Origin of the sequence: Streptomyces orinoci (assembly GCF_003121295.1) — a bacterium.
Lineage (GTDB): Bacteria > Actinomycetota > Actinomycetes > Streptomycetales > Streptomycetaceae > Streptomyces > Streptomyces orinoci.
Window position 1 is genome coordinate 22777 of the sequence record NZ_PHNC01000004.1, and the last position, 26792, is coordinate 49568.

The 26792-nt window shown below is 68.8% G+C and carries 20 protein-coding genes and 1 tRNA gene; 8 read left to right on the top strand and 13 right to left on the bottom strand.

The annotated features are described in order from the left end of the window. Positions 1-115: 115 nt before the first annotated feature. Positions 116-1873 (bottom strand): glycoside hydrolase family 35 protein, encoded by a 1758-nt coding sequence (locus tag CV755_RS00945; RefSeq protein ID WP_109278184.1) that lies wholly within the window; start codon positions 1871-1873, stop codon positions 116-118. Positions 1874-2035: 162 nt separating this feature from the next. Between CV755_RS00945 and CV755_RS00950 the strand changes: the two genes are divergently transcribed. The 3 genes from CV755_RS00950 (at position 2036) to pepN (ending at position 6060) form a co-directional block, all read left to right on the top strand. Continuing rightward, complete coding sequence (locus tag CV755_RS00950; protein WP_109278185.1) at positions 2036-2926, top strand: helix-turn-helix domain-containing protein; 891 nt, start codon at positions 2036-2038, stop codon at positions 2924-2926. An 11-nt stretch (positions 2927-2937) separates the two neighbouring features. Then, complete coding sequence (locus CV755_RS00955; protein ID WP_109278186.1) at positions 2938-3258, top strand: chorismate mutase; 321 nt, start codon at positions 2938-2940, stop codon at positions 3256-3258. Positions 3259-3564: 306 nt separating this feature from the next. Then, complete coding sequence (gene pepN / locus CV755_RS00960; RefSeq protein WP_109278187.1) at positions 3565-6060, top strand: aminopeptidase N; 2496 nt, start codon at positions 3565-3567, stop codon at positions 6058-6060. A 158-nt stretch (positions 6061-6218) separates the two neighbouring features. Here the strand turns inward: pepN and CV755_RS00965 are convergent, their stop codons facing one another. Continuing rightward, complete coding sequence (locus CV755_RS00965) at positions 6219-6773, bottom strand: F0F1 ATP synthase subunit B (RefSeq protein ID WP_109278332.1); 555 nt, start codon at positions 6771-6773, stop codon at positions 6219-6221. Between the two features lie 211 nt (positions 6774-6984). On the opposite strand from CV755_RS00965, the gene CV755_RS00970 reads away from it, so the two are divergent. Beyond that, positions 6985-8436, top strand: coding sequence for a lysine N(6)-hydroxylase/L-ornithine N(5)-oxygenase family protein (locus CV755_RS00970; protein ID WP_109278188.1), 1452 nt, complete (start codon positions 6985-6987; stop codon positions 8434-8436). Here the strand turns inward: CV755_RS00970 and CV755_RS00975 are convergent. Continuing rightward, positions 8392-10197, bottom strand: a complete 1806-nt coding sequence (locus tag CV755_RS00975; protein WP_109278189.1) for a bifunctional metallophosphatase/5'-nucleotidase — start codon at positions 10195-10197, stop codon at positions 8392-8394. The two genes, CV755_RS00970 and CV755_RS00975, sit on opposite strands and share 45 nt — an antisense overlap. 165 nt (positions 10198-10362) lie before the next feature. Between CV755_RS00975 and CV755_RS00980 the strand changes: the two genes are divergently transcribed. Together CV755_RS00980 and pyk are read left to right on the top strand one after the other, a co-directional pair. Beyond that, a complete protein-coding gene (locus CV755_RS00980; protein ID WP_109278190.1) occupies positions 10363-11067 on the top strand; it encodes an SIMPL domain-containing protein in 705 nt (234 codons plus the stop codon). 143 nt (positions 11068-11210) lie between these two features. After that, a complete protein-coding gene (pyk, locus tag CV755_RS00985; protein WP_109278191.1) occupies positions 11211-12644 on the top strand; it encodes a pyruvate kinase in 1434 nt (477 codons plus the stop codon). Positions 12645-12722: 78 nt separating this feature from the next. Here the strand turns inward: pyk and CV755_RS00990 are convergent, their stop codons facing one another. Both CV755_RS00990 and CV755_RS00995 read right to left on the bottom strand, forming a co-directional pair. Further along, a complete protein-coding gene (locus CV755_RS00990; RefSeq protein WP_109278192.1) occupies positions 12723-13511 on the bottom strand; it encodes a hypothetical protein in 789 nt (262 codons plus the stop codon). A gap of 88 nt (positions 13512-13599) precedes the next feature. After that, positions 13600-13682 (bottom strand) — tRNA-Leu (locus CV755_RS00995). 91 nt (positions 13683-13773) lie between these two features. Here CV755_RS00995 and CV755_RS01000 point away from each other — a divergent pair. Further along, complete coding sequence (locus CV755_RS01000) at positions 13774-14442, top strand: ANTAR domain-containing response regulator (RefSeq protein ID WP_109278193.1); 669 nt, start codon at positions 13774-13776, stop codon at positions 14440-14442. Positions 14443-14492: 50 nt separating this feature from the next. On the opposite strand, the gene CV755_RS01005 is transcribed toward CV755_RS01000, so the two are convergent. The 8 genes from CV755_RS01005 to CV755_RS01040 all read right to left on the bottom strand — a co-directional run bounded on the left by CV755_RS01005 (position 14493) and on the right by CV755_RS01040 (position 23706). Then, positions 14493-15212, bottom strand: a complete 720-nt coding sequence (locus tag CV755_RS01005; RefSeq protein ID WP_109278194.1) for an ABC transporter ATP-binding protein — start codon at positions 15210-15212, stop codon at positions 14493-14495. After that, positions 15209-16141: an ABC transporter ATP-binding protein gene (locus CV755_RS36590; protein ID WP_109278195.1), complete on the bottom strand. Its 933-nt coding sequence runs from the start codon at positions 16139-16141 to the stop codon at positions 15209-15211. Before CV755_RS36590 ends, CV755_RS01005 begins: the two co-directional genes overlap by 4 nt. Next, entirely contained in the window at positions 16138-17934 is a 1797-nt protein-coding gene (locus CV755_RS01015; RefSeq protein ID WP_109278196.1) for a branched-chain amino acid ABC transporter permease, read from the bottom strand. Before CV755_RS01015 ends, CV755_RS36590 begins: the two co-directional genes overlap by 4 nt. Positions 17935-17939: 5 nt before the next feature. Next, positions 17940-18869, bottom strand: coding sequence for a branched-chain amino acid ABC transporter permease (locus CV755_RS01020; protein WP_109278197.1), 930 nt, complete (start codon positions 18867-18869; stop codon positions 17940-17942). Between the two features lie 6 nt (positions 18870-18875). Continuing rightward, positions 18876-20111 carry a branched-chain amino acid ABC transporter substrate-binding protein gene (locus CV755_RS01025; RefSeq protein ID WP_109278198.1) on the bottom strand — a complete coding sequence of 412 codons (1236 nt, stop codon included), beginning with the start codon at positions 20109-20111 and terminating at the stop codon, positions 18876-18878. 193 nt (positions 20112-20304) lie between these two features. Further along, entirely contained in the window at positions 20305-20712 is a 408-nt protein-coding gene (locus CV755_RS01030) for a hypothetical protein (RefSeq protein WP_109278199.1), read from the bottom strand. A gap of 131 nt (positions 20713-20843) precedes the next feature. After that, entirely contained in the window at positions 20844-21311 is a 468-nt protein-coding gene (locus CV755_RS01035; RefSeq protein ID WP_109278200.1) for a PaaI family thioesterase, read from the bottom strand. A gap of 88 nt (positions 21312-21399) precedes the next feature. Continuing rightward, positions 21400-23706 (bottom strand): FdhF/YdeP family oxidoreductase, encoded by a 2307-nt coding sequence (locus CV755_RS01040; protein ID WP_109278201.1) that lies wholly within the window; start codon positions 23704-23706, stop codon positions 21400-21402. A gap of 142 nt (positions 23707-23848) precedes the next feature. Between CV755_RS01040 and polA the strand changes: the two genes are divergently transcribed. Continuing rightward, complete coding sequence (gene polA, locus CV755_RS01045) at positions 23849-26701, top strand: DNA polymerase I (protein WP_109278202.1); 2853 nt, start codon at positions 23849-23851, stop codon at positions 26699-26701. The last annotated feature ends 91 nt before the right edge of the window (positions 26702-26792 follow it).

Sequence of the window (26792 nt, forward strand, 5' to 3'; positions counted from 1 at the left end):
CGCCCCGCGGGACCGGAAAGGTTGCGACTTGGGCAGGGTCCGCTTCACGGCCCACGATCTCGGGAAAAGTCCCCCCACAGGACTCGTCCCGCTGGTCGCCGTCATCGGCCGGTGATCAGCGGGACGTGGGGGGAACGAGCCGTGGCGCGTCCTCGCCGGGGCGGTCGAGTTCCAGCAGGAGCAGGGTGTTCTCGCGCGGGGCCTCGCGCAGTACCGGACCGGGGACGTAGAGGGCGCGCTGGGGGCCCCGGTCCCAGTAGCGGCCCAGGCAGAAGCCGTTGACCCAGGCGAACCCCCGGCCCCAGCCGGGGAGTTCGAGCAGCGCGTCCCCGGCGCCCGAGGGGAGAGCGAAGGGCGCACGGTAGGCGCCGGAGGTGTGTGCGCCGGGTGCCGGGCGCCAGGGGAGGGAGTCGAGCGCCTGGGGGGACTCCAGGGCGTCCAGGCGCAGACCGCGCGCCCGCACTCCATGGATGTACTGCAGCTCATGCAGCAGGCCTCCGGTCAGACCCTTGGCCTCGGCCAGCCGGGGGCCGTAGTTGACCCGGCCCAGCGACTCCACCCACAGCTCCACCTCGGCCGGCCCCGGCACCTCGCCGATCAGCGGGGACTCCTCGTCCAGGGCGGCGGGCATCCGCACCCCGTCCACCCAGGCCACCGCCACATCCCGCACCCCGGCCGCGTACAGCGGCAACGCCGGGCGCGGGCCGGGGATATGGAAGCGGTAGCGGACCAGGCCCCGGTCGATGTCCAGGTCCTCGAAGGACGGCGGGTGCGGGGTACTGGTCTCCAGGCCGCCCAGGGCGTCCATGACGAGGGACAGTGGCAAGTGGTGGGAGGGGCGGACGGCCAGGGGCTCGGCCAATGGGGGAGGAGCGGGCGGCGGTTGGGGCGGCGGGGTGCCGGTGAACCGGGTGAGGATTTCCCGGAAGGCCCAGAACTTGGGGGTGGGGCGGCCGAGTTCGTCCACCGGGGCGTCGTAGTCGTAGGAGGTGAGGGTCGGGCGCAGTGGGCCCCGGTGGTCCTCGCCCGAGCGGTTGGCGCCCGCCCAGCCGCCGAAGCTGGTGCCGCCATGGGCCATATAGATGTTCACCGAGGCGCCCTGCTCCAGGATGTCCCGGAGGACGGCCGCGGCCTCGTCCGCCGCCCGCGCGGCGGCCTCGCCGCCCCAGTGGGTGAACCAGCCGCACCAGAACTCCATGCACATCAAAGGGCCCCGCGGCTGATGCCGGCGCAGAACGCCGAACGCTTCCCGGGCGCCCCGGCCGAAGTTGACGGTCGCCAGTGCCCCCGGCACCGTGCCGCCGGAGAGCATATGGTCCTCGGGTCCGTCCGAGGTCACCAGCGGCACCGTCACCCCCAACTCCCGCCAGCGCCGGACCAGATGGGACAGATAGCGGCGGTCGCTGCCGTAGGAGCCGTACTCGTTCTCCACCTGGAGCAGTACCACCGGACCGCCCCGGTCCGCCTGCCGGTCCACCACCTGTCCGGCCACCGCGGCCAGCCAGCCGTCCACCGCCGCCAGATAGGCGGGGTCCGAGGTACGCACCCGGCCCGGCAGCCAGTACGGCAGACCGCCGTTCTCCCACTCCGCGCAGATATACGGGCCGGGGCGGACAATCGCATACAGCCCCGCGTCCTGGGCCGCGTCCAGGAAACGGCCCAGCTCCGACAGCTCCGGGCGGCCCCGGTGCCGCTGGTGCCGGTTCCAGGGGGCGTAAGTCTCCACACAGTTGAGGCCCATTGCGCGCAGCATCCGCAGACGGTGCGCCCACAGCCCGTCATGCACCCGGAAGTAGTGCAGCGCCCCGGACAACAGCCGCACCGGCCGGCCGTCCAGCGCGAAACCGTGCTCGTCCGCCGTGAAGTCCGGCATGCCCGCTCCCTGGCCCGGTGAGTGCGTTCCCGGTTGGTGCGTCCCCGGCGAGTGCGCCCTCGCAAACGGCACCCCCGAGCGCATCCTCGCCCTCTGGCGGGGCAGCAGACCATGGACAAAGATCGGCGCTGCTTGGACGAAAACCGCACGGCGGGAGGCGGCGTGTATCACACCTGGATGCGGTACTTCACCCCTGGCCCGGTCCACCACCGGCTGGGCCTGGTCTGCCTTGGCGTCGGCCTTCAGCATGGCGCGCTGCCCCCGGTCGGGCCCCGCACCCTGGACCACCATGTCGCCGTGGTGATCAGCGCCGGCAGCGGCTGGTACCGCACCCCCGACGGGCGCAGACAGCAGCTCACCGCCCCCGCCCTGCTCTGGCTCACCCCCGGCGTCCCGCACCACTACGGCGCCGCCCCGGGCAATGGCTGGGACGAGAGCTTTGTCGACTTCACCGGCTCCGCCGTCGCCGCCTACACCGAACTCGGCTATATCGAGCCCGACCGGCCCGTGGTGCCGCTCACCGACACCACCGGGCCGCGCGGGATCATCACCCGTATCGCCCGCGCCGCCCGCTGCGGCAACCCCCTGCTGGAAGTGGAGACCTCCGCCGCCGTCCATGAACTGCTGGTCGCCCTGCGCCGCGCCCGGGCCGGCAGCGGCCCGGACACCGACCCGGTGCTCCAGGCGCTGGCCCGCGACGCCTTCCTGCCGCTGTCCGTCGCCCAGCACGCCGCCCGCCACGGCATGACCCCGGCCGCTCTGCGCACCATCGTGCGCCGGGGCGCCGGATGCAGCCCCAAGGACTATCTGCTGGGCATCCGGCTGGGCCGGGCCAAGGAACTGCTCGCCGCCACCGAACTGCCGGTCGCCGCCGTGGCCCGCCGGGTCGGATACGACGATCCGGCCTACTTCAGCCGCCTCTTCGCCCGCCGGGTGGGCACCGCGCCGGTAAGGTTCCGGGAACGGCAGGGGCGGACCGTACCGGGCGGATTCAGCGACCGCATCCCGGACCCCGGTCACCCGCCGGTCATCGGCCCCTGCTCCTCCGCTTAAGCTGGGCCAACATGGACAACCCCACCAGCCCCACCGCCGACGATTCCGCCGCGGTGCAGGCCGAGCTGAACCGGCTGCGCGACAGCATCGACAACATCGACGCGGCCGTCATCCATATGCTCGCCGAGCGCTTCAAGTGCACCCAGCAGGTCGGCCACCTCAAGGCCGCCCACAAGCTGCCCCCGGCCGACCCGGCGCGCGAGGCCCGGCAGATCGCCCGGCTGCGGGCACTGGCGGAGAACGCCAAGCTGGACCCGGCGTTCGCGGAGAAATTCCTCAACTTCATCATCGCCGAGGTCATCCGGCACCACGAGACGATCGCGCGGTCCTAGGACCTGTCCGGTGGCTCCTGGCCGGCCGCCGGGGTGCCCGCAAGGGGCGCGGGGCGGCTGGACCATGCGGCTCCGGCGCGTGGGTGCGACCAGCCACAGACGGCCCGCGCCTGACACATGACCAACGAGGAACGGCCCCCTACCCTCGGCCGCGCGTCAAGTGCAGGGCGTCGGTGGCTGGTCGCGCAGTTCCCCGCGCCCCTTACGGGGCGCGCCAGAGGCACCCCCACCCGCCGGCGGTCAGCCGAGAGAGGAAACGCCCACACCCCCTGGGCCCAGCCGCAGCGCCCCGGCAGGATGAGCCGCATGCCCGCACTCACACACACCGAAGCCGTCGAACGCGCCCAACTCCTGGACGTCCACGGCTATGACGTCCACCTCGACCTCACCACCGGCGAGGAAACCTTCCGCTCCAGCACCACCATCGACTTCACCGCCCGCACCACGGGCGACACCTTTGTCGAGCTCAAACCCCACACTCTCCACCACGCCGAACTCGATGGGCGCCCCCTCGACCCGGCCACCCTGGAGGACAACCGGCTGCCGCTCACCGGCCTCACCCCCGGCCGCCACCGGCTGCACATCGAAGCCGATATGCGCTACTCCCGCACCGGCGAGGGCATGCACCGCTTCACCGACCCCGCCGACGGCGAGAGCTATGTCTACACCCAGCTCTTCCTGGACGAGGTCGAGCGCGTCTTCCCCTCCTTCAACCAGCCCGACCTCAAGGCCGTCTTCAACGCCTCGGTCACCGCCCCCGCCGAATGGACCGTACTCGGCAACGGCATCGCCACCCGCGAGGGCAACCGCTGGACACTCGCCCCCACCCCACCGCTGAGCACCTACTTCGTTGCCTTCGCCGCCGGCCCCTGGCACTCCGTACACACCGAACACGCCGGACTCCCCTTCGGACTGCACTGCCGCCGCTCCCTCGCCCCCCACCTGGACAGCGACGCCGAAGAACTCTTCGGCATCACCCGCGCCTGCTTCGACCGCTTCCACCAGACCTTCGACGAGCCCTACCCCTTCGACTCCTACGACCAGGCATTCGTCCCGGAGTTCAACGCCGGGGCCATGGAAAACCCCGGACTGGTCACCTTCCGCGACGAGTTCCTCTACCGCTCCGCCGTAACCGACACCGAGCGCCAGACCCGCGGCGTGGTCATCGCCCATGAGATGGCCCATATGTGGTTCGGCGACCTGGTCACCCTCAAGTGGTGGGACGACATCTGGCTGAACGAGTCCTTCGCCGAGTACATGGGCTACCAAGTCCTCAGTGAGGCAACCCGGTTCACCGGACCCTGGACCGAATTCGCCATCTCCCGCAAAAGCTGGGGCTATGACGCCGACCAGCGCCCCACCACCCACCCCGTCGCCCCCGACCCCGAGGCCGTCCACGACACCGCCGCCGCCCTGCTCAACTTCGACGGCATCTCCTACTCCAAGGGCGCCGGCGCCCTGCGCCAACTCGTCGCCTGGCTGGGCGAGAAGGACTTCCTCGCCGGCATCAATGACCACTTCGCCCGCCACCGCTTCGGCAACGCCACCCTCGCCGACTTCATCGACTCCCTGGACCGGGTCAGCGACCGCGACGTCCATGACTGGGCCCGGCACTGGCTGCGCACCAGCGGCGTGGACACCCTCACGCCCGAAGTCAGCATGGTGAGCGAGGAGAACGGCGGCTGGCGGCTGGACCTCCACCACCATGGCAGCCGCCCCCACCAACTCCGCATCGCCTGCTACGACCACCAGGAAGACGGCCGGCTCACCGCCCGCGAACCCCTCACCCTCCAGCTCACCGCCGACGGCGGCACCCACACCCACCACTTCACCGGCACCCGCCCCGACCTGCTGCTGCTCAACGACCAGGACCTCACCTACGCCAAGATCCGCCTGGATCCGCACTCCTGGAACACCGCGCTCAACGCCCTCTCCGCCCTCCCCGACCCCCTCAACCGCGCCGTCACCTGGAACGCCGCCCGCGACATGGTGCGCGACGCCCAACTCGCCCCCGCCGCCTACCTTCAGGCCGCCCGCGCCCACCTGCCCCGGGAAACCGACAACGCCATCGCCCGCGGCGTCCTCACCTTCGCCCGCACCCAGCTCACCGACCACTACACCACCGCCCATGACCGGCCCGCCGCCCTGGCCACCCTGGCCGATACCGCCCGCGAACTCCTGGAGCACACCGGCCCCCACGACGCCCTCCGCCTGACCGCCGTACGCGCCCTCATCGACAGCACCACCGAACCCGGCATCCTGCACGACTGGCTGCGCACCGAAACCGTTCCGGGCGGACCCGCCCTCGACCCCGAACTGCGCTGGCGCACCCTGACCCGGCTGGCCGTCCTCGGCGCCCTCACCACCACCGAGATCGACGCCGAACTGCGGCGCGACCCCAGCGCCACCGGCCGCGAAGGCGCCGCCCGCTGCCGCGCAGCACTGCCCGACCCCGCGGCCAAGGAAGCGGCCTGGCAGGCCATGTACGGCGGCGACGAACTCTCCAACTACCTCTTCACCGCCACCGCCCAGGGCTTCTGGCAGGCCGAACAGCTCGACCTGCTACGGCCGTTCGCCGAGCGCTACTTCACCGACGCCGTGGCCCTCGCCGCCCGCCGGGGCCCCGCCCTCGCCATCACCGCCGGCCGGGAGGGCTTCCCCCGGATACTGGTCGAGGACGCCACCCTGCGGCTGACCGAGGACTGCCTCCGCGAAGCCGCCCCTGTCCCCGCCCTGCGCCGCCAGCTCACCGAGCGCCTGGACGACCTACGACGGGCGCTGCGGGTGCGCCGGGCCCCATAAGAGGCGCGGGGCGGCCACATCATGCGGCTCCGCCGCGTGGGCGCGACCAGCCACATACAATCCGCATCCGAAAACCAACGGCTGGACCAACGGCGTCCCGGAACGGCAAAGGGCGCCCAACCCCCAAAGGGTCGGGCGCCCAAAGGCTATTGGCGAGGTCAGCCGCGCTTGTCCTCAACCGCATCCGACGGCTCCGCCGCCTTCAGCTCGGCCATGAAACGGTCCACGATCCCGCTGCGGTCCACAAACTCCCCGACCGACTCACCCACGATCCGCCCGGCCAGCTCCGTGGCCAGCCGGCCGACCTGCTCCCGCAGCTCCGCCTCCGCGACCGCCCGCTCGGCGTCGATCACCGCATGGCCGGCGGAAATGATCTCCTCACGCTGCCGCAGCCCCTCGGCACGCAGCTCCGCGATGATCGCGTTGCCCTGCTCCAGCGACTCCTGGCGCAGCCGGGCCGCCTCATGACGGGCCTCGGCCAGCAGCTCCTGGTACTCGGCGTGCACCCGGGCGGCCTCCGCCCGAGTCTCGTCCGCTTCCTCGATCCGGCCCTCGGTGAGCTGCTCACGCTCGTTGAGCACCTTGTTGATCCTGGGCAGAACCATCTTCGCCATCAGCGCGAAGACAAGGAAGAACAGGACCAGACCCAGCACCAGCGGAGCGAGGTCCGGCTTCAGGGGTCCGATGTCAAGAGCAAGGTTCATCATGGCCATGGTGTGCAGGGTACCGTGACGGCCGCCCGGGCCCGGCATCCGGTGCCGGGCGCCCCCAAGGGGCGCCCACCCACCAACCGGAACCGCATAACCGGCTCGTCCCACCATCGAGCGAACCGATAGACACCACAAGTCACCGGCCATCCACAACGGGTAGCTTGCGCCGCGTCCCGCAAAGCCCCCCGCACCTCGTGGAAGGTCACACCACCGCATGACCACCCCCTCCGCCCCCGGCACCCCCAGCCAGCCCAACGCCCAAGAGCGCCCCCTGGACCTCGCCGGAATCGGGATCGGACCCAGCAACCTCTCGCTCGCCGCCCTCGCCCAGCCCCTCGACGAGCTCCACACCGCCTTCTACGACGAGAACCACACCTTTCACTGGCACCCCGGCATCCTCATCGAAGGCAGTGCCATCCAGGTCCCCTTCCTCGCCGACCTGGTCACCCTCGCCGACCCCGCCAGCCCCTGGACCTTCCTCAACTACCTCAAGAGCCGCGAGCGCCTCTACCCCTTCTACTTCGCCGAGCGCTTCCACATCCAGCGCGCCGAATACGACGCCTACTGCCGCTGGGTCAGCCAGCACCTCCCCGCCCTCCACTTCGGCCACCACATCGACGCCATCCGCTGGAACCCCGAACGCGTCCTGTTCGAGATCGACTACACCCAGCTCGACCCCGACGGCGAAGCCGAAGCCCTCGGCCGTGCCTACGCCCGCAATATCGTCCTCGGCGTCGGCACCACCCCCCATATCCCCGAGCCCCTGCGCCCGCTCGCCGAAGCACACGGCGTACCCGTCATCCACTCCGCCGACTACCTGCGGCACCGCGACCGGCTGCTGGCCGCCGAGCACATCACCGTGGTCGGCTCCGGACAATCCGGCGCCGAGATCTTCCTGGACCTGCTGCGCCACCGCCCGGCCGGCCGGGAACGCCTGCACTGGGTGGCCCGTACCCCCGCCTTCGCCCCCATGGAACGCAGCCGCCTCGGCCTGGAACACTTCACCCCCGACTACACCCACTACTTCCACGCCCTCCCCGAAGGCGTACGCGACCAACTCCTGCCCCGGCAATGGCAACTCCACAAGGGCATGGACCCCGCCACCATCACCGCCATCCATGACGAGCTCTACCGCCGCTCCCTGCACGGCGACTGGCCCGACACCACCCTCATCCCAGGAGTCTTCGTCCGCACCGCCGGACGCGTCGGCACCACCCGCGTGGAACTCCACCTGGAACACGCCGAGCAAGGCACCCGCTCCCGCCTCACCACCGACGCCGTGATCCTCGCCACCGGGTACCGCGAACGCCGGGTGGACACCCTCCTCGCCGCCCTCGACCCCTATATCCGCCGCGACTCCGCCGGCCGCCCCCGAGTGGACGCCCAACAGCGGCTGATCCTCGACCCCTTGGTCAAGGGCGCCATCCACGTCCAGAATGCCCAGACCCACACCCATGGCGTGGGCAGCACCGACCTCGGCCTCACCGCCTGGCGCAGCGCCACCATCCTCAACAGCATCACCGGCACCGAGCACTACCGCCTGCCCCAGCGCACCGCCTTCACCACCTTCGGCCTGGAGCCGCGGCCCACGCCACGGCCCCACGCCTCAACCGCCGCCGGATCAGAACAGCGGCACACCATCCCGCGTCAACTTCCAGTCCACTGAGGCAAACCGGGATACCTCGATCGTCCCCTTCGCCTTCACCCAGGAAATAATGGTGTTCCGGATCTCCTCCGAATTCGCCCACACCTCCGGCGCCTTGCCCACATGCGGGAAACCGCCCCCGCCACTGGCCCGGTAGTTGTTCACCGCGAGGACGAAACGCGCGGAATCATCCAGCGGCTTCCCGTTGAACGACAGCTTCGCGATCCGCGAACCAGGCGCCTTCGCGATGTCGATCTCATACGAGAGGCCGCTCACCGCGTCATAGTTGAAGTCCGGAATCCCCTCCGCATTCGTCAGCTTCGCCGGATCCACCGGCGCCCCGGCCGGCGTACGGACGTAGTAGCGCGCCGAGAACTCCAGATAGTCCCGCACCTGCTTGCCCGTCAGCACCCGTGCCGCCAGGGTGTTCTCAAACGGATACAGCCCCGCCACCTGCCGCACCGACACATTCCCGGCCGGAATCGCCGCACCCCGCGAGAAACACGAAGCCTGCGACAGGACCGGCAACGAGGCGTACTGCGTACCCGCCAGCGCGGCCCGCACCGTCTCGGTCTGCACATGGTTGATGAAATCGATGATGGGGGTGTCCTTGTACGGAGCCTCGGCCGCGCTCATCGCCGCCGTACAGGTACCGATCCGCTCATTGACATAGGCCACCACCTTCCGGTGCTGGCTCCGCACCAGACGGACGATCCGCTCGTCCTCGGGCACCGTATTGGAGTTCAGCACCTTCGCCGACACCGACTCCACCTGCCAGCTGCCCCGGCCCCACACCAGCTCGAAGTCGAACACGGTAAGCCGCTGGCCGAACTTCAGCGGCTCCGACAGCACCACCTGCTTGCCCGACTTCTTGTTGGTCACCCGGTACTCGGGAATCTCCACATGCGCATGACCCACCAGAATCGCGTCAATGCCCGGCACCTTCTCCGCCACCAGAGCCGCCGCGTTCTCCACATACGGCAGCGCGTCACCGTAGGAGGACGTACCACTCGCCCCCGAATGCGCCGCCACAATCACCACATCCGCACCCATCGAACGCAGCTTGGGCACCCACTTGGCGGCCTGCTCCTCCAGACCCGGGAAAACCATCTTCCCCTGGACATTCGCCTTGTCCCAGATCGCGATGCCCGGATTGGTCAACCCCAGGATCGCCACCCGTACATCACGGCCGTGCGGAGTGTGCACCCGCTTGATCACATAGGGCGGGAACGCCGGGCGCAGCGTCCTGGCATCCAGTGCGTTGGCCGCCAGCAACGGGAAGTCACACTGCTTCTCGAACTTCCGCAGCACCGGAATGCCGTAGTTGAACTCATGGTTGCCCACCGCCGCCGCCACATAGCCCATGGCGTTCATCGCCTTGGCCATCGGATGCACCGGACCATGCGCCCCCGTGATCGGCTCCACCCGGGCGTAGTAGTAGGCCAGTTGCGTGCCCTGAATCGTGTCACCGGCATCGATCAGCAGGGTGTTGTGCCGGCCCTTCTCCTTGCGCACCCGGTTCACCAGCGTCGATATCTTCGCCAGGCCCACATCGTTGTGGTCCTTGTCCTTGAACACCGCATCGGTGAAGTAGTCCCAGTTGAAGACATTGCCATGCAGATCCGTGGTCCCCATCACGGTCAGGGCGTAACGGCGCTTACGACGGCCCTGCGCACCGGGCTCGGCCGCCACGGCCGGAGCGGCCCCCACCGCACCGGACAGGGCGACCCCGGCGCCCGTCGCGGCCGTACGGCCCAGGAATTTCCTACGGTTGAACGGCATTTGTCTTCCCATCCCGATAACAACTCGGCCGGGGCCACCACGGCCCCGGCCTGACGCGCGTAGATTCTGGCCCCCACGGCCACCGCAGCAACACCCTCCCAAGGTTGCGATCCGGTGACTTGACGAAAACCCCCGGACCACCACCACGACTGAGACGCTTGCACCATGACCACAACCCAAGCCGGACAGCCCCAGCCCTACGGCACCCCCGACTCCCCGCATATCGCGGTACGCGGCCAGGCCCGCCTGGAAGTCGATCCCGAGATCGCCCGCCTCGGCGTCACCATAGGCACCCGCGGCACCGACCGCCGCAAAGCCCTCGACGACCTCACCCGGCGCAACAACCAGGTCCTCGACCTCATCAAGTCCCATGGCGAAGCAGTCGAACGACTGGAAACCGGCTCCTTCACCATCACCCCCCAACTCAACGAAAAGGGCCGCCACGAGCGCATCCGCTCCTACCGCGGCCATGTCCACCTCACCGCCACCGTCGCCGACTTCACCGTCCTCGGCGAACTCAGCAGCCGCCTCGCCGACCTGGAACTCACCCGCGTAGACGGACCCTGGTGGGCACTGCGCCCCGACTCACCCGCCCACCGCGAGGCCCGCCGCCAAGCCGTCCAGGACGCCGTCCAACGCGCCCGCGAATACGCCGGGGCCCTGGGCGCCGAACTCGTCGCCCTCCTGGAACTCACCGACACCGACACCGAAAGCGGCTACGGCGGCCCCCCGCCCCCGTCCGGGGGCATGATGCGCACCGCAGGCTACGGCGGAGCCGCCCCCGCGCCCGCACTGGACCTCGAACCCCAGCGCCAGACGGTATACGCCCACGTCAACGCCAAGCTCAGCATCACCCGGCCCGCACTCTGAACACCCGTACGAGGGCGCTCCGACCGCTCATCGGAGCGCCCCCATGCACGTTTCATAAGTTGTCAACAACGCTTAACCCAAAGGACGTTGGGCAGTCGTGGCCGTCCAAACCTCTACCCATCAGTAGGCCCTAAGGTCGTGCCATGCGCCGAGCAAAAATCGTCTGCACGCTTGGGCCCGCCACCGACTCGTACGAGCAGATCAAGGCACTCGTCGAAGCCGGCATGGACGTCGCCCGATTCAACCTCAGCCACGGCACCTACGCCGACCACGAGGCGCGCTACCAGCGAGTGCGGAAGGCCGCGGAGGAAACCGGCCGCAGCGTGGGAATCCTCATCGACCTTCAAGGCCCGAAGATCCGCCTGGGCCGCTTCCATGAAGGCCCGGTACTCCTTGAACGCGGCGACACCTTCACCATCACCGTCGAAGACGTCCTGGGCGACCGCCGCCACTGCGGCACCACCTATGGCGGCCTGGCCGCCGACGTCACCCAGGGCGAACGCATCCTGGTTGATGACGGCCGCGTCACCCTGGAAGTCACCGACGTCCAAGGCCCCCATGTCCGCACCAAGGTCATCGAAGGCGGCATGGTCTCCGACCACAAGGGCCTCAACCTGCCCGGCGTCGCCGTCTCCGTCCCCGCCCTCTCCACCAAAGACGTGGACGACCTGCGCTGGGCCATCCGCATCGGCGCCGACATCGTCGCCCTGTCCTTCGTCCGCACCGGCCGCGACATCGAGGACGTCCACCGGGTGATGGCCGAGGAAGGCCGCCGCCTCCCGGTCATCGCCAAAATCGAAAAGCCCCAGGCGGTGGAGAACCTCGACGCCATCGTCGCCGCCTTCGACGGCATCATGGTCGCCCGCGGCGACCTGGGCGTCGAAATGCCACTGGAAACCGTCCCCCTCGTCCAGAAACGGGCAATCAAACTGGCCCGGCGCAACGCCAAGCCGGTCATTGTCGCCACCCAGATGCTGGACTCCATGGTCGATGCCTCCCGCCCCACCCGGGCCGAGGTCTCCGACGTGGCCAATGCCGTGATCGACGGCACCGACGCGGTGATGCTCTCCGGCGAGACCAGCGTGGGCAAATACCCCGTCGAAACCGTCAAGACCATGAGCCGCATTGTCCGGGCCGCCGAGGAAGACGTCCTCGCCAAGGGCCTGCCCCCACTGAACGAACGCACCAAACCACGCACCCAGGGGGGCGCGGTGGCCCGCGCCGCCGCTGAGATGGGTGACTTCCTCGGCGCGAAGTTCCTGGTCGCCTTCACTCAATCCGGCGACACGGTACGGAGGTTGTCGCGCTACCGCTCACCGATCCCACTGCTGGCCTTCACCCCGGAGCCGGCGACCCGCTCACAGCTCAACCTCACCTGGGGAGTTGAGACCTTCCTGGGGCCAATGGTGCAGACGACCGATGAGATGGTCGAGCAGGTGGACGAGTATCTGCTGCGGATCGGCCGTTGCCGCAAGGGCGACATGGTGATCATCACGGCAGGCTCCCCGCCCGGGACACCGGGCTCCACAAATCTGGTGCGGGTGCACCACATTGGAGAGGACGACTCCCCGAAGTGAGGGCGTCCTGCCAGGGGCGCGGGGAACTGCGCGACCGGCCACGGACGGCCCGCAGATGAGACACCACTGGCAACACGCCTAATGCTTGGGGCCGATGTGCGCATCCATCAGCGCTACAGACGCTTTGCGGGCGACGGAGATGTTGAAGGGGTCGCGACCGCGCCGGGTCACCTTCCATTCGACGCCGACCTTGTCGAGCGTGTCGGAGTAGAGCTTGCGGATGTCGTCGGACTTGTTGGTGAAGAAGTAGCGCACATACTCGTAGCGTTTGCGCTCTCCAGCGACCAGGCGAGTGGTCCAGTTGATGATCCGGCAGCCGTCGGAGTGCACCAGTCCACGTATGAACTCCCAGGGGTGCGCGTCCACGATTCGTTGTTGCCAGGGCTCCAGGACGATCGGTCTCTCGTGTTTGTAGCCGGGGCCGTGCTGTGGGAACAGGCACCACAGGTGCTTGGAATAGACCTTCACATTCTGGCAGCCCGTGCTGCGGACCCTGCATACGGAGTTGTCGGGGAAGACGGCCTGCATGGCGGCCTGACAGGCATCCATGAGGCCGGGCCAGACATTGCCACAAGCGATCATGAGGCTGGGCACGCGGTGTTGGGAGTACTGGATGATGTGGCCGTCACCCAGGTACAGCCCCAGCAGGTAGGCGTACGCGGGTTCGTCCAGTGCCCGGCCGTCGCAGCGCGGGCACTTTGGGTTAGGACGGCCCGGGCACTCGCCCCGCTTGGAGCGGTCCACGTGGAGCCAGTAGCTGACCGTGCCCAGCGGGACCTTTAGCCGCCGTGCCACCTCAGCGTTGCTCACTCCGGAGCGCAACAGGTCGATGGCTTTGCGTCTTACTTCGGGGCCATGAAGCTGCATACCCCTACTCTGCGTAATGAAATGTGTTCGCAAAGTGGAGAATCGGAAGGTTCACGCGAAGGGAAAGTTCCGGTTCGCGGGTGATAAGTGCCGGGTGCGGGATTCGAACCCGCAAGCCCTCTCGGGCAGATGTGTTTGAGACATCCGTGTATGCCGTTCCACCAACCCGGCTGGGTACAGCGCCGTCAGCTTACCTTGTGGGGGCGTGCGCCGTCTCGCAGGTAGGCTCGCAAAGCAGCATCGCCCCGAACCAAGGAGCACCGTGACCGCCGCCGAGCCCGAGCCCCAGCAGCCCTTCGACGACGAGACGCAGCCGCACACCCCTCCGAATGTCACCCGTGTGGTCATCGCCGAGGATGAGGCCCTGATCCGTCTGGACCTCAAGGAGATGCTCGAAGAAGAGGGCTACTCCGTGGTCGGCGAGGCGGGCGATGGCGAGACGGCGGTGGCGCTCGCCCGTGAGCACCGGCCGGATCTGGTGATCATGGATGTGAAGATGCCCGTCCTGGACGGCATCTCCGCCGCCGAGCGGATCGCGGCCGAGTCGATCGCGCCTGTCCTGATGCTCACCGCCTTCTCGCAGCGCGACCTCGTGGAGCGGGCCCGGGACGCGGGGGCCATGGCGTATCTGGTGAAGCCCTTCAGCAAGAGCGATGTGGTGCCGGCCATCGAGATGGCCGTCTCCCGGTTCACCGAGCTGAGGGCGCTGGAGAAGGAGGTCGCGGATCTCTCCCAGCGGCTGGAGACGCGCAAGCTGGTGGACCGGGCGAAGAGCATTCTGCAGACGCAGTACGGGCTGACCGAGCCCGCCGCGTTCCGGTGGATCCAGAAGACCTCGATGGACCGGCGGCTGTCGATGCAGCAGGTGGCGGAGGCGGTCATCGAGGACGCGCAGGAGAAGAAGGCGGCGAGGGAGCAGAAGGAACAGTAGTCGGCCATCATCCGAGGGCCCGGTGCATATGCACCGGGCCCTTTTTGTGTTCAGTCCTCGCCGAGGTATGCCTTGCGTACGGACTCGTCGTGGAGCAGCTCGGCCCCCGTCCCGGAGAGGACGATGCGTCCGGTCTCCATGACGTGTCCCTGGTCGGCCAGGGTGAGTGCGGCCTGGGCGTTCTGTTCGACGAGCAGGATGGTGGTGCCGGTGGCCTTGAGTTCGGCGATGGTGGCCATGATCTTCTGCATCATGATCGGCGAGAGGCCCATGGAGGGTTCGTCGAGCATCAGCAGTTTGGGGCGGGACATCAACGCCCGTCCCATGGCGAGCATTTGCTGTTCGCCGCCGGAGAGGGTGCCGGCGGGCTGCTGGGCGCGTTCGCCGAGGATGGGGAAGAGTTCGTAGGCCCGTTCGGTGTCCCGGCGGATGCCGTCGCTGTCCTTGCGGAGGAAGGCGCCGAGTTGGAGGTTTTCGGCGATGGTGAGGCGGGGGAAGATGTGGCGGCCTTCGGGGGAGTGGGCCAGGCCGAGGGCGACGATGCGGTGGGCGGGGATGCCGCGCAGTGAGGTGCCGTTGAAGCGGATGGTGCCGGAGAGTGGGGGGTGGAGGCCGGAGAGGGTGCGCAGGGTGGTGGTTTTTCCGGCGCCGTTGGTGCCGATGAGGGTGACGACCTGGCCGGGGTGGACGGTGAAGGTGATGCCTTTGACGGCTTCGATTTTGCCGTAGGCGATACGGAGGTCGTGGACTTCGAGGAGGGGGGCGGTCATCGCGGCTCGTCCTCCTCGCCGGGCGCGTTATGGGCGTCGTCGGTGCCGTGGGTGCCGTGGGTGCCGTGGGTGCCGTGGGTGCCGTGGGTGCCGTCCGTGCCGGCGGCCGCTGCCGCTTCGGCTGCCGCGACTTCGGCGGCTTCCGCTTGGCCGGGGGCGCCTTCGAAGGGGGTGCCGAGGTAGGCGGCGATGACTCGGGGGTCGCTCTGGACGGTGCCGGAGTCGCCTTCGATGAGTTTTTCGCCTTGGACCAGGACGGCGACATGGTCGCAGAGGTTGAAGATAAAGCGCATGTCGTGCTCGATGACCAGGACGGCTATTCCTTGGTCGCGGATGGCGAAGACGAGTTGTTCGGTGGCGCGGGTTTCATGGGGGTTCATTCCGGCGGTGGGTTCGTCGAGGAGCAGCAGTCCGGGTTCGCTGGCGAGGGCGCGGGCGATTTCCAGTTTGCGTTGTTCGCCGTAGGGGAGGTTGCGGGCGAGGTGGTCGGCTTTGGGGGTGAGACCGGTGAACTCCAGTAGTTCGCGGGCTCGTTGGATGGAGGATGCTTCGGCGCGGTGGTAGGCGGGGGTGCGGAGGAGGGCGGAGAAGAGTCCTTCGTGGGTGCGGGTGTGGCGGCCGACGAGGACGTTTTCCAGGACGGTCATATTGGCGAAGAGGCGGATGTTCTGGAAGGTGCGGGCGATGCCTGCTTTGGTGACCAGGTGGGGTTTGGGGGGCAGGGTTGTGCCTTGGTAGGTGACGGTGCCTTCGGTGGGTACATAGAGGCCGGTGAGGCAGTTGAAGAAGGTGGTTTTTCCGGCTCCGTTGGGGCCGATGAGGCCGACGATCTGGCCGGGGCGGACGGTGAGGTCCATGGAGCGTACGGCGGTGAGTCCGCCGAAGCGCATGGTGACATTGGTGGCGGTGAGCAGGGGGGCGGTGGTCATGGGGTGGCCCCTTCCGCCGGGGCGGGTTCATGGAATTCCAGCTGGCGGCGGCGGTTGGGGATGATTCCTTCGGGGCGCAGGCGCATCAGAAGGATGAGGGCGGCGCCGAAGGCCAGGAGTTGGTAGTCCTGGAGGAATTGGAGTTTGGCGGGGATGAGGTAGAGCAGGGCGGCGCCGAGGAGGGGGCCGGTGATGGTGCCCATGCCGCCGAGGATGACGGCGGCGAGGAGGAAGGCGGAGTTGGGGGGTACGGGTCCGGCGAAGACATAGCTTTCGGGGACGGCGGTGTGGATGACGTGGGCCTGTACGGTGCCGGCGAGTCCGGCGAGGCAGGCGCCGAGGGCGAAGGCCAGGAGTTTGAGGCGGAAGCCGTTGATTCCCATGGCGGTTGCGGCGGTTTCGTCCTCGCGGATGGCGATCCAGGCGCGGCCGATGCGGGAGTTGCTGGCGCGGCTGAAGACCAGGACGACGATGACGGTGAACAGCAGCATCAGCAGGTAGTAGTTGGCGTAGGCGTTGAGGGTGAGGCCGCCGAGGGTGTGGCTGTCGCCGAAGTTGTAGCCGAAGAGGACCAGGTCGGGGATGTTGGGGATGCCGTTGGGTCCGTTGGTGAGTGAGGGTCCGGAGTGGCCGTCGAGATTGTTGACGGTGATGCGGAAGATTTCTCCGAAGCCCAGGGTGACGATGGCCAGGTAGTCGCCGCGTAGTCGCAGGGTGGGGGCGCCGATGATGACGCCGAAGATCAGGGAGGCGGCGGCTCCGGTGAGGGCGGCGGCCCAGAAGGGGAAGTGGATGTGGAAGACGGAGGCGGTGGAGCCGGAGACCAGGGCGGCGGTGTAGGCGCCTACGCCCAGGAAGGCGACATAGCCGAGGTCGAGGAGTCCGGCGAGGCCGACGACCACATTGAGGCCCAGGGCGACGGTGGCGAAGATCAGGATGTTGACGATGATCAGGGTGTATTCGTCGGTGTCCTGGGTGAAGGGGAAGACGGCAGCGGCGATAAAGGCGGTGGCAATGGTGATGTTGCGGTGTTTGGCGGTGAGTTGGGTGAGGCGGGCGGTGAGTCCGGCCTGGTGCAGGGCGGCGGCGGTGAAGCCGGTGAGCAGCAGGAAGCCGGTGAAGAGTTCGCCGTAGGAGGTGCCGATGCCATAGGTGGTGACGCCCAGGGCGAGGGCGAAGACGGCGGCGATGACCAGGATTTCGGCCCAGGGGGGCAGGGGCCGGGCGGGGGGTGGCGGGTGGGGTGTGGTGCCGGGGCGCAGGGTGCGCAGGAGGTTGTGCAGCAGGGTGGGGGTGGCCGGTGTGTCGGTGTCGGGGTGGGAGGTGAGGGTGCGTCGTTCGAGGGGGAGGGCGAGGGCGCTGAGGAGGGTGAGCAGGGAGGTGATGGCGGCGAGGTAGCCGCCGGGTTCCAGGTTGACGATGCCGCCGAGTTGTACGGCGATGGCGATAAGGGTGTACCAGGTGGTGGCCAGGGTGCCGGTGGCGAGCAGGAGGGTGGCCCGGTTTCCGCCGGCGGGGTTGAGCCAGCGCAGTCCGGGGGTGCCCCGGGCGGCCAGGGTGTGCAGCAGGGTGAGCAAGGCGCCGGTGAGGGTGAGGAGTTGGAGGCCGCCGGGGTAGCCGTTGATGGTGAGGTTGCCGGGGAAGGCGGTGGTCCAGGTCCAGGCGGTGAAGGTGCTGAGGGCGGTGAGGGCGGCACAGCCGGTGGTGAGGGCGCGGGCGGTGGTGAGGGGGAAGGGGATGAGGGGGGTGGTTTCGGTGGTGGCGGGCTGGTTGTTGGCCGGCTCTTGGGTCATGGGTTTCACGCCCGATCCGCGACGCGTTCGCCGAGCAGGCCTTGGGGCCTGATCAGGAGGACCAGGATCAGCAGGGCGAAGGCCCAGACGTCCTTCCAGCCGCCGCCGCCGAGTTGTTGCATTCCGGGGATGTCCTGGATGTAGGTGATGGAGGAGGTCTCGGCGATGCCAAGGACGACTCCGCCGAGCATGGCGCCGTAGATGTTGCCGATGCCGCCGAGGACGGCGGCGGTGAAGGCTTTGAGGCCGAGGATGAAGCCCATGTCAAAGCTGATCTGTCCGATGTGCAGTCCTTGGGCGACGGCGGCCACGGCGGCGAAGGCGCCGCCGATGGCGAAGGCCAGCACGATGATGCGGTCGGTGTTGATGCCCATGAGCCGTGCGGTGTCGGGGTCCTGGGCGGTGGCCTGCATGGCGCGGCCGGTGCGGCTTTTGGTGGTGAACAGGCCCAGGGCCAGCATGCACAGGGGGGCGGCCACGAGTATGAAGACGTCGTCGCGCTGGAGGTGGAGATTGTCGGCCAGTTGGAAGGCGTTTCCGTGGAACTGGGGGAAGTCGCGGTTCTTCTTGGCGTTGGGATAGAAGGCCCAGACCAGTTGCTGAAGGGCGATGGACAGGCCGATGGCGGTGATCAGCGGGGCCAGCCGGGGGGCGTTGCGCAGGGGCCGGTAGGCGAAGCGTTCGGCGGCGGTGGCCACGGCCACGGAGATGACCACTCCGCCGAGGATCATCAGGGGCAGGGCGGCGCCCAGGGGGACGCCGGGTAGCCAGAGATGGATGGTGAGGGCGCCGAAGGCGCCCACCATGACGATCTCGCCATGGGCGAAGTTGATGAGCTGGACGATGCCGTAGACCATGGTGTAGCCAATGGCGATCAGTCCGTAGAGGGCCCCGAGGGCGAGTCCGCTGACCAGTGTTTGCGGCAGTTGGTGCACTGCGGCTCAGTCCTTGAAGGTGGAGCTCTTGACGGCTTTCCACTGGTGGTTGACCACTTGGTAGACGGTCAGCTGCTTATTGGTGGTGTCGCCGTACTCGTCGAAGGAGACATGTCCGGTGACTCCGTCGAAGGAGACCTTGCTCATGGCGTCGAGGACTTTTTGCCGGGCGTCGCCGGGGAGTTTGCCGTTGTTGTCCTCGACGGCCTTTTTGACGGCCTGGATGATGGCCCAGGCGGCGTCATAGGAGTAGCCGCCGTAGGCGGCGTAGGGGTCTTTGTAGCCGGTGTCCTTGTAGTTCTGGACGAAGGTCTTGGCGGAGTCGAGCTGTTCGACGGGGTAGCCGACGGAGGTGGCCAGGTCGCCGTCGTCGTCCTTGCCGGCGCCGGAGATGAAGGCGGGGTCGTAGATGCCGTCGCCGCCCATTTCCGGGATGTGGGCGCCGGCTTTTTTGGTCTGGCCGGAGAGCAGGCCGCCTTCGGGGTACTGGCCGCCGAAGTAGACGGCGTCGGCGCCGGAGTTCTTGATTTTATTGGCGATGCCGGAGAAGTCGGTTTCCTTGACAGTGAGATGGTCGGTGCCGACCACCTGGCCGCCGAGGTGCTGGAATTCCTGGGAGAAGATCGCGGCGAGGCCGGCGCCATAGGTCTGTTTGTCGTCCACGACGAAGACCTTCCGCTTTTTGGCCTCGTTGTAGAGGTACTGGGCGGCGAACCGGCCCTGGATGACATCGGTGGTGGCGGTGCGGAAGTAGGTCTTGAAGGGGCGTTTCTTCTGGCCGCTGCTCCAGTTGTCGCCCTGGCTGAGTGCGGGGTTGGTGTTGGCGGGGGAGACCTGGGTGAGGTTGGCCTTGGCGAACACGCCCTGCATGGACTGGGAGACACCGGAGTTGAGCGGTCCGACGACGCCGAGGACGGATTTGTCGGCGACGAGTTTGGCGGCGTTCTGCTGGCCGGTGCCGGGGACGGCCTGGTCGTCGGTGGCCACCAGTTTGAAGGTGACCCCCTTGACTTCGTTGTTCTTGTTGGCGGTGCGGATGGCCAGATCAACGGAGTTCTTGATGCCCAGGCCCAGGGCGGAGAGGGAACCGGTGAAGGGGGAATCGACGCCGATGGCCACCGTGGTTTTGGTGCCGGAGTCGCCCTTGTCCGATCCCTTGTCATCGCGTGATCCGCAGGCGGTCAGTACCAGGGAGCCGGTGGTGAAGGCGGTGATGAGCAGGAGTGACGGACGGTGTCGCACGATGTGTCCTTTCCCCGGCGCGGCGGCCGTGGTTCAGGGTGCCGTATCGCTCGCCGGGCAAGGATGGGGAATTACGGCGGTGCTGATGTGCGAACCGCCCGGCGGGGTGGTGATTGGCCGTGACTCTAAGGGGTCTTCGAGGAGCTGGGGCAGAGGTGGCGGGCAGGCTGTGACTGTCTTGTTATGACGCGGATCACGTGCCCGGAGGGCGGGTCGCCTGCGCCGGGGTGGGGGAGGGGGCGTGTTCGGCGCAGCAGGTGGCGCCGTTCTCGGCGGCGCAGCGGGTCTCTGCCTGACGGACGATCAACTTCCGTGCGGCGTCGGTGCCGTGGCGTTGTTCCTCGTCCCGGGCGGCCCGGACGATGTCGTCGTGGATCTTGGCCTGGGCGGTGGACATGCCTTTCTGGGCCCAGTCCAGTCCGGCCCATTTGCCGTGCAGGAGGGCTTGCTCGGCCCAGTAGCCGACCAGCTTGGCGCAGGTCTGTGCGGGGGTGTCGGGGGTGGCCGCCTTGTGCTCATCGCCGGTGTGCCCGGCGCAGCCGGTGAGCGCGAGCAGCGCGGTGAGCAACAGCCCGGCGAGGAGGGGGCGTTGGGCCTTCATGCCCGAACGGTATGCCGGTGGCCGCCCTTCCGTAAGGGCCGCGCCCCGCAGGGGCGCGGGGCAGTTTTGTCATGCGGCTCCGCCGCGTGGGCGCCGACCAGCCCGCAGCAACCCGCAGTCGAAACGCAACCTCAGTCGCCTCGGCGCTCGTTCTCCCGGATCACACAGGTAAGCCGCGCCGTACAAACCCGCTTCTCCTGGTCATCGGTGATGACGATCTCGTACGTGGCCGTGGTGCGCCCCCGGTGCACCGGCGTCGCCGTGCCGGTGATGAAGCCGGACCGTACGCCGCGGTGGTGGGTGCAGTTGAGGTCCACGCCGACGGCGATCCGCTCGGGCCCGCCGTGCAGCATGGCTCCGATGGAGCCGAGGGTCTCGGCGAGCACGGCGGAGGCGCCGCCGTGCAGCAGCCCATAGGGCTGGGTATTGCCCTCGACCGGCATGGTGCCGGTGATCCGCTCCGGTGCGGCCTCGGTGATGCGCAGGCCCAGGCGCCGGCCGAGGTTTCCGGCGGAGAAGAGGGTGGGGAGGTCGAGGCCGCTGCCGGCCCAGAGGTCGATGACCTCCTGCGGGAAGATGGTGGTGCTCTGTTCGCCCATGGTCGCGCTCCCCTGTCTGGTGGACTCGTCGGCTGCTGCGGCTGGTTGGCCGGTCCGGCGAGGTGATCGTCGAATGGCGTACGTCCTATCAGGTCGCCGTGGCGGCGCCGGAGGCGGGGCGGGCCGCCGGTTCGAGCCGGATCACCAGGGATTTGCTGGCGGGGGTGTTGCTGGTGTCGGCGGTGTGGTCCAGCGGCACCAGGACGTTGGTCTCGGGGTAGTAGGCGGCGGCGCAGCCGGGGGCGGTGGGGTAGTGGACCACCCGGAAGCCGGGTGCGCGGCGTTCGCTGCCGTCGGTCCATTCGCTGACCAGGTCGGCATAGGCGCCGTCGGCGAGATCCAGCCGGCGGGCGTCGGCGGGGTTGACCAGGACGACGCGGCGGCCGTTCTTGATGCCGCGGTAGCGGTCGTCGAGGCCGTAGATGGTGGTGTTGTACTGGTCGTGGGAGCGCAGGGTCTGCAGCAGCAGGCGGCCTTCCGGGACTTCGGGCCAAGTGACCGTGGAGGCGGTGAAGTTGGCCTTGCCGGTGGTGGTGGGGAAGCGGCGGCTGTCGCGGGGGGCGTGGGGCAGGGTGAAGCCGCCGGGTGCGGCGACGCGGTTGTTGAAGTCCTCGAAGCCGGGGACGACGCGGGCGATGCGGTCGCGGATGGTGGCGTAGTCGGCCTCGAACTCCTCCCAGGGGGTGGTGCTTTGTTCGCCCAGTACGCGGCGGGCCAGGCGGCAGACGATGGCCGGTTCGGAGAGCAGGTGGGGGCTCGCCGGGGCGAGGCGGCCGCGGGAGGCGTGGACCATGCCCATGGAGTCCTCGACGGTGACGAACTGTTCGCCGCCGCGCTGCCGGTCGCGCTCGGTGCGGCCGAGGGTGGGCAGGATCAGGGCGTGGGCGCCGGTGATCACATGGGAGCGGTTGAGTTTGGTGGAGACATGGACGGTGAGCCGGGCGCGGCGGATGGCGGCCTCGGTGACGTCGGTGTCGGGGGTGGCGGAGACGAAGTTGCCGCCCATGGCGAAGAAGACCTTGGCCTGGCCGTCGCGCAGGGCGCGGATGGCGCGGACCACGTCCAGTCCGTGGTGGCGGGGCGGGGTGAAGCCGAACTCCTTTTCAAGGGCGTCCAGGAAGGCGGGGGCGGGGCGTTCGAAGATGCCCATGGTGCGGTCGCCCTGGACGTTGCTGTGGCCGCGGACGGGGCAGACGCCCGCTCCGGGGCGGCCGATGTTGCCGCGCAGCAGCAGGAAGTTGACGACTTCCTTGATGGTGTCCACGGCGTGTTTGTGCTGGGTGAGGCCCATGGCCCAGCAGACGATGACGCGTTTGGAGTCCAGGATCATGCGCAGGGCGCGGTGGATCTCGTCCCGGGTGAGGCCGGTGGCGCGCAGGGTCTGGTCCCAGTCGGCGGTGCGGGCGGCGCGTTCGAACTCGGCGAAGCCATGGGTGTGTTCTTCGATGAAGGCGGTGTCGGTGGCGCCTTCGGTTTCCAGGATGAGCCGGTTGAGGAGGCGGAAGAGGGCGTGGTCGCCGCCGAGGCGGATCTGCAGGAAGAGGTCGGTCAGCGGGGTGCCGCCGAGGGCCAGGCCGCGGGCGTTCTGCGGGTTCTTGAACCGCTCCAGGCCGGCTTCGGGCAGGGGGTTGACGGTGATGATGCGGGTGCCGCCGGCCTTGGCCTTTTCCAGGGCGCTGAGCATCCGGGGGTGGTTGGTGCCGGGGTTCTGCCCGGCGACGATGATCAGGTCGGCCCGGTAGAGGTCTTCCAGCAGGACGCTGCCCTTGCCGACGCCCAGGGTGTCGGTGAGGGCCGAACCCGAGGACTCATGGCACATGTTGGAGCAGTCGGGCAGGTTGTTGGTGCCGAATTCGCGGGCGAAGAGCTGGTAGAGGAAGGCCGCTTCGTTGCTGGTGCGGCCGGAGGTGTAGAAGACGGCCTCATCCGGGCTGTCCAGCGCCTTCAGTTCACCGGCGATGATGTCGAAGGCGCGGTCCCAGGAGACCGGCCGGTAGTGCTCCTCGCCCTCGGCCAGGTACATGGGCTGGGTGAGGCGGCCCTGCTGGCCGAGCCAGTAGCCGCTGCGGCCGGCCAGCGAGGGGACGGAGTGGGCGGCGAAGAACTCGGGGGTGACCCGGCGCAGGGTGGCCTCCTCGGCCACCGCCTTGGCGCCGTTCTCGCAGAATTCGGCGGCGTGCCGTTTATCGGGCTCGGGCCAGGCGCAGCCGGGGCAGTCGAAGCCGTCCTTCTGGTTGACCTTGAGGAGGGTGAGGGCGGTGCGCTTGACGCCCATCTGTGCCTGGGCGACGCGCAGGGAGTGGGCGACGGCCGGCAGCCCCGCGGCGGCGTGCGGGGGAGCGGTGACCTCGGGTGCGTCCTGTACCGGATCGCCGGTGGGCGGCTTGCCTGCCATCTCGCTCCCCCTTGAGCGGCTCGGTGGTACGGGCTGTGCGTACGGTGCTGATCCTGCCACGGGGCACTGACAACGGGCCGGGGAGGGTGACCGGGATCCGGGGCGGTCGGGATTGTCGGTGGGCCGTGGCAGGATCGAGGGCGTGGCAGCAAAGGCATCGCAGACAGCATCCGAAGCGAACGAGGCGAACGAGACGGCCGGCACCGGGGCCGTGGAGGGAGGACGCCCCCGTCTGCTCCTGATGGACGGGCATTCCATGGCGTACCGGGCGTTCTTCGCGCTGCCCGCGGAGAACTTCACCACCTCCGGCGGCCAGCCCACCAACGCGGTGTACGGCTTTGCGTCGATGCTGGCCAACACCCTGCGTGATGAGCGGCCCACCCATTTCGCGGTGGCCTTCGACGTCTCCCGCAAGACCTGGCGCTCCGAGGAGTACGCGGAGTACAAGGCGACCCGTTCGCAGACCCCGGACGAGTTCAAGGGCCAGGTGAAGCTGATCGGCGAGCTGCTGGACCATATGCGGGTGCCGCGGTTCGCGGTGGACGGCTATGAGGCCGACGATGTGATCGCCACGCTGGCCACCCAGGCCGAGGCGCAGGGCTTCGAGGTGTCCATCGTCACCGGTGACCGGGACGCCTTCCAGCTGGTCAGCGACGCGGTCACGGTGCTGTATCCGACCAAGGGAGTCTCCGAGCTGACCCGGTTCACCCCGGAGAAGGTCCAGGAGAAGTACGGGCTCTCCCCGGCCCAGTACCCGGACTTCGCCGCGCTGCGCGGCGACCCCTCGGACAATCTGCCGGGCATCCCGGGGGTGGGGGAGAAGACCGCTGCGAAGTGGATCAACCAGTTCGGTTCGTTCGCCGGGCTGGTGGAGCGGGTGGACGAGGTCAAGGGCAAGGCGGGGCAGAACCTGCGGGACCACCTGGAGGCGGTCAAGCTCAACCGCCGGCTGACCGAGATGGTGCGCGATGTGGAGCTCTCGGTGGGCCCGGAGGGCCTGGTCCGGGAGGGCTATGACCTGCCGGGGATGACCGAGCTGCTGGAGCGGCTGGAGATCCGCAACAAGAGCCTGAAGGACCGGCTGTTCGCCACCGACCCGGTGGCCGCGGTGGAGGAGGCCGCCGAGGAGGTGGAGATCGAGCTCGACGGCCGGATGCTCGGCACCGATGAGCTCGCCCCCTGGCTGGCGGAGATCCCGGCGGATGTGGAGACCGCCGTGGTGGCCGGTTACGACTGGAAGCTGGGCAGTGGGGACGTCCATGAGGTCGCCCTGGCGCTGCCGGACGGGCGGGCCTGCTGGTTTGTCCCCCAGGAGCTGTCCGAGGGGGACGACCGGGCGTTCGCCGGCTGGCTGGCCGACTCCGGCCGCCCCAAGGTGCTGCACATGGCCAAGCGGGTGGTGCGGGTCTTCGCCGAGCGCGGCTGGCAGGTGGCCGGAGTGGTGATGGACACCGCCGTGGCCGCCTATCTGGACGAGCCGGGCGCCCGCCCCTTCGAGACCGACCCGCTCAACCGCCACCGCCAGAAGCGCGCCGGAAAGGTGCGGTTCAACAAGAACAAGCGCCAGCTCACCGAGCTGGAGGTGCTGGTGGAGGACAAGCTGGGCCGGGTGCTGCCGCGCGTCGATCCGGACAAGGCCGAGGCCGGCCAGCAGGCCTTCGACTTCGACGGCACCGCCGACAAGGAGGCCGCCGAGAAGCTGATGCTGGAGGGCCGGGCCGTCCTGGACCTGGGCACCTTCTATGAGCGCCGGCTGGCCGGCACCGGCGCCCTGGGGCTGATGCGCGACCTGGAGCTTCCGGTCGGCGATCTGCTGGTGGGCATGGAGCGCGAGGGCATCGCGGTGGACCGGGAGCGGCTGGAGCGGCTCTCCGAGGAGTACCTGGGCGAGATCGAGCAGGCGGTCAAGGAGGCCCATGCGGCGGCCGGGCGGGAGTTCAACCTCTCCTCGCCCAAGCAGCTGCAGGAGGTGCTCTTCGAGGAGCTGGGCCTGCCCAGGACCAAGAAGATCAAGACCGGTTACACCACCGACGCCGACGCCCTGGCCTGGCTCGCCGCCCAGACGGAGAACGAGCTGCCGGTGATCCTGTTGCGCCACCGGGACCGCGCCAAGCTGCGCACCACGGTCGAGGGCCTGATCAACAACCTGGCGGCGGACGGCCGGATCCACACCACCTTCAACCAGATGGTGGCGGCCACCGGACGGCTGTCCTCCACCGACCCCAATCTGCAGAACATCCCGGTGCGCACCGCCGACGGCAGCCGCATCCGGCGCTGCTTTGTGGTGGGCGAGGGCTTTGAGTCGCTGATGACGGCCGACTACAGCCAGATCGAGCTGCGGGTGATGGCTCACCTCTCCAAGGACGAGGGCCTGATCGAGGCCTTCACCTCGGGCGAGGACCTGCACACCACGGTGGCCTCCCAGGTGTTCGGCGTGGCCAAGTCCGAGGTGGACGCCGAGATGCGCCGCAAGATCAAGGCGATGTCCTACGGACTGGCCTACGGTCTGTCGGCGTTCGGCCTGTCCCAGCAGCTGAGCATCTCGCCCGATGAGGCCCGGCGGCTGATGGACACCTACTTCGAGCGGTTCGGCGGCGTACGGGACTATCTGCGGCGGGTGGTGGAGGAGGCCCGGGCCACCGGCTACACCGAGACCATGCTCGGCCGCCGCCGCTATCTGCCCGACCTCAACAGCGACAACCGCCAGCGCCGGGAGATGGCCGAGCGGATGGCGCTCAACGCCCCCATCCAGGGCACCGCGGCGGACATCGTCAAGCTGGCGATGCTGCGGGTGGCCAAGGCGCTGGACGCCGAGGAGCTGTCCTCCCGGATGCTGCTGCAGGTGCACGACGAAGTGGTGCTGGAGATCGCTCCGGGCGAGCGGGAGCAGGTGGAGGAGCTGGTGCGCCGGGAGATGGCCGGGGCGGTCAACCTGCTTGCCCCGCTGGATGTTTCGGTGGGTGTCGGCGGGGACTGGGAGTCCGCCGCGCACTGAGCCGCCGCACGCTGTGCCGCCTTGGGCGGCACAGCGTGTTCTCTTCTGCGCCGGGCGTTGTTACCGTGCCCCCTTACCTTCAAGTCCTGTC

Coding starts and splice junctions, on each gene's coding strand:
- CV755_RS01015 (WP_109278196.1), bottom strand. CDS start 17,934: ATGACCCAAGAGCCGGCCAACAACCAGCCCGCCACCACCGAAACCACC.
- CV755_RS00955 (WP_109278186.1), top strand. CDS start 2,938: ATGGACAACCCCACCAGCCCCACCGCCGACGATTCCGCCGCGGTGCAG.
- pepN (WP_109278187.1), top strand. CDS start 3,565: ATGCCCGCACTCACACACACCGAAGCCGTCGAACGCGCCCAACTCCTG.
- CV755_RS00965 (WP_109278332.1), bottom strand. CDS start 6,773: ATGGCCATGATGAACCTTGCTCTTGACATCGGACCCCTGAAGCCGGAC.
- CV755_RS00945 (WP_109278184.1), bottom strand. CDS start 1,873: ATGCCGGACTTCACGGCGGACGAGCACGGTTTCGCGCTGGACGGCCGG.
- CV755_RS01040 (WP_109278201.1), bottom strand. CDS start 23,706: ATGGCAGGCAAGCCGCCCACCGGCGATCCGGTACAGGACGCACCCGAG.
- CV755_RS01030 (WP_109278199.1), bottom strand. CDS start 20,712: ATGAAGGCCCAACGCCCCCTCCTCGCCGGGCTGTTGCTCACCGCGCTG.
- CV755_RS00980 (WP_109278190.1), top strand. CDS start 10,363: ATGACCACAACCCAAGCCGGACAGCCCCAGCCCTACGGCACCCCCGAC.
- pyk (WP_109278191.1), top strand. CDS start 11,211: ATGCGCCGAGCAAAAATCGTCTGCACGCTTGGGCCCGCCACCGACTCG.
- CV755_RS00975 (WP_109278189.1), bottom strand. CDS start 10,197: ATGCCGTTCAACCGTAGGAAATTCCTGGGCCGTACGGCCGCGACGGGC.
- CV755_RS00990 (WP_109278192.1), bottom strand. CDS start 13,511: ATGCAGCTTCATGGCCCCGAAGTAAGACGCAAAGCCATCGACCTGTTG.
- CV755_RS36590 (WP_109278195.1), bottom strand. CDS start 16,141: ATGACCACCGCCCCCCTGCTCACCGCCACCAATGTCACCATGCGCTTC.
- CV755_RS01035 (WP_109278200.1), bottom strand. CDS start 21,311: ATGGGCGAACAGAGCACCACCATCTTCCCGCAGGAGGTCATCGACCTC.
- CV755_RS01005 (WP_109278194.1), bottom strand. CDS start 15,212: ATGACCGCCCCCCTCCTCGAAGTCCACGACCTCCGTATCGCCTACGGC.
- CV755_RS00970 (WP_109278188.1), top strand. CDS start 6,985: ATGACCACCCCCTCCGCCCCCGGCACCCCCAGCCAGCCCAACGCCCAA.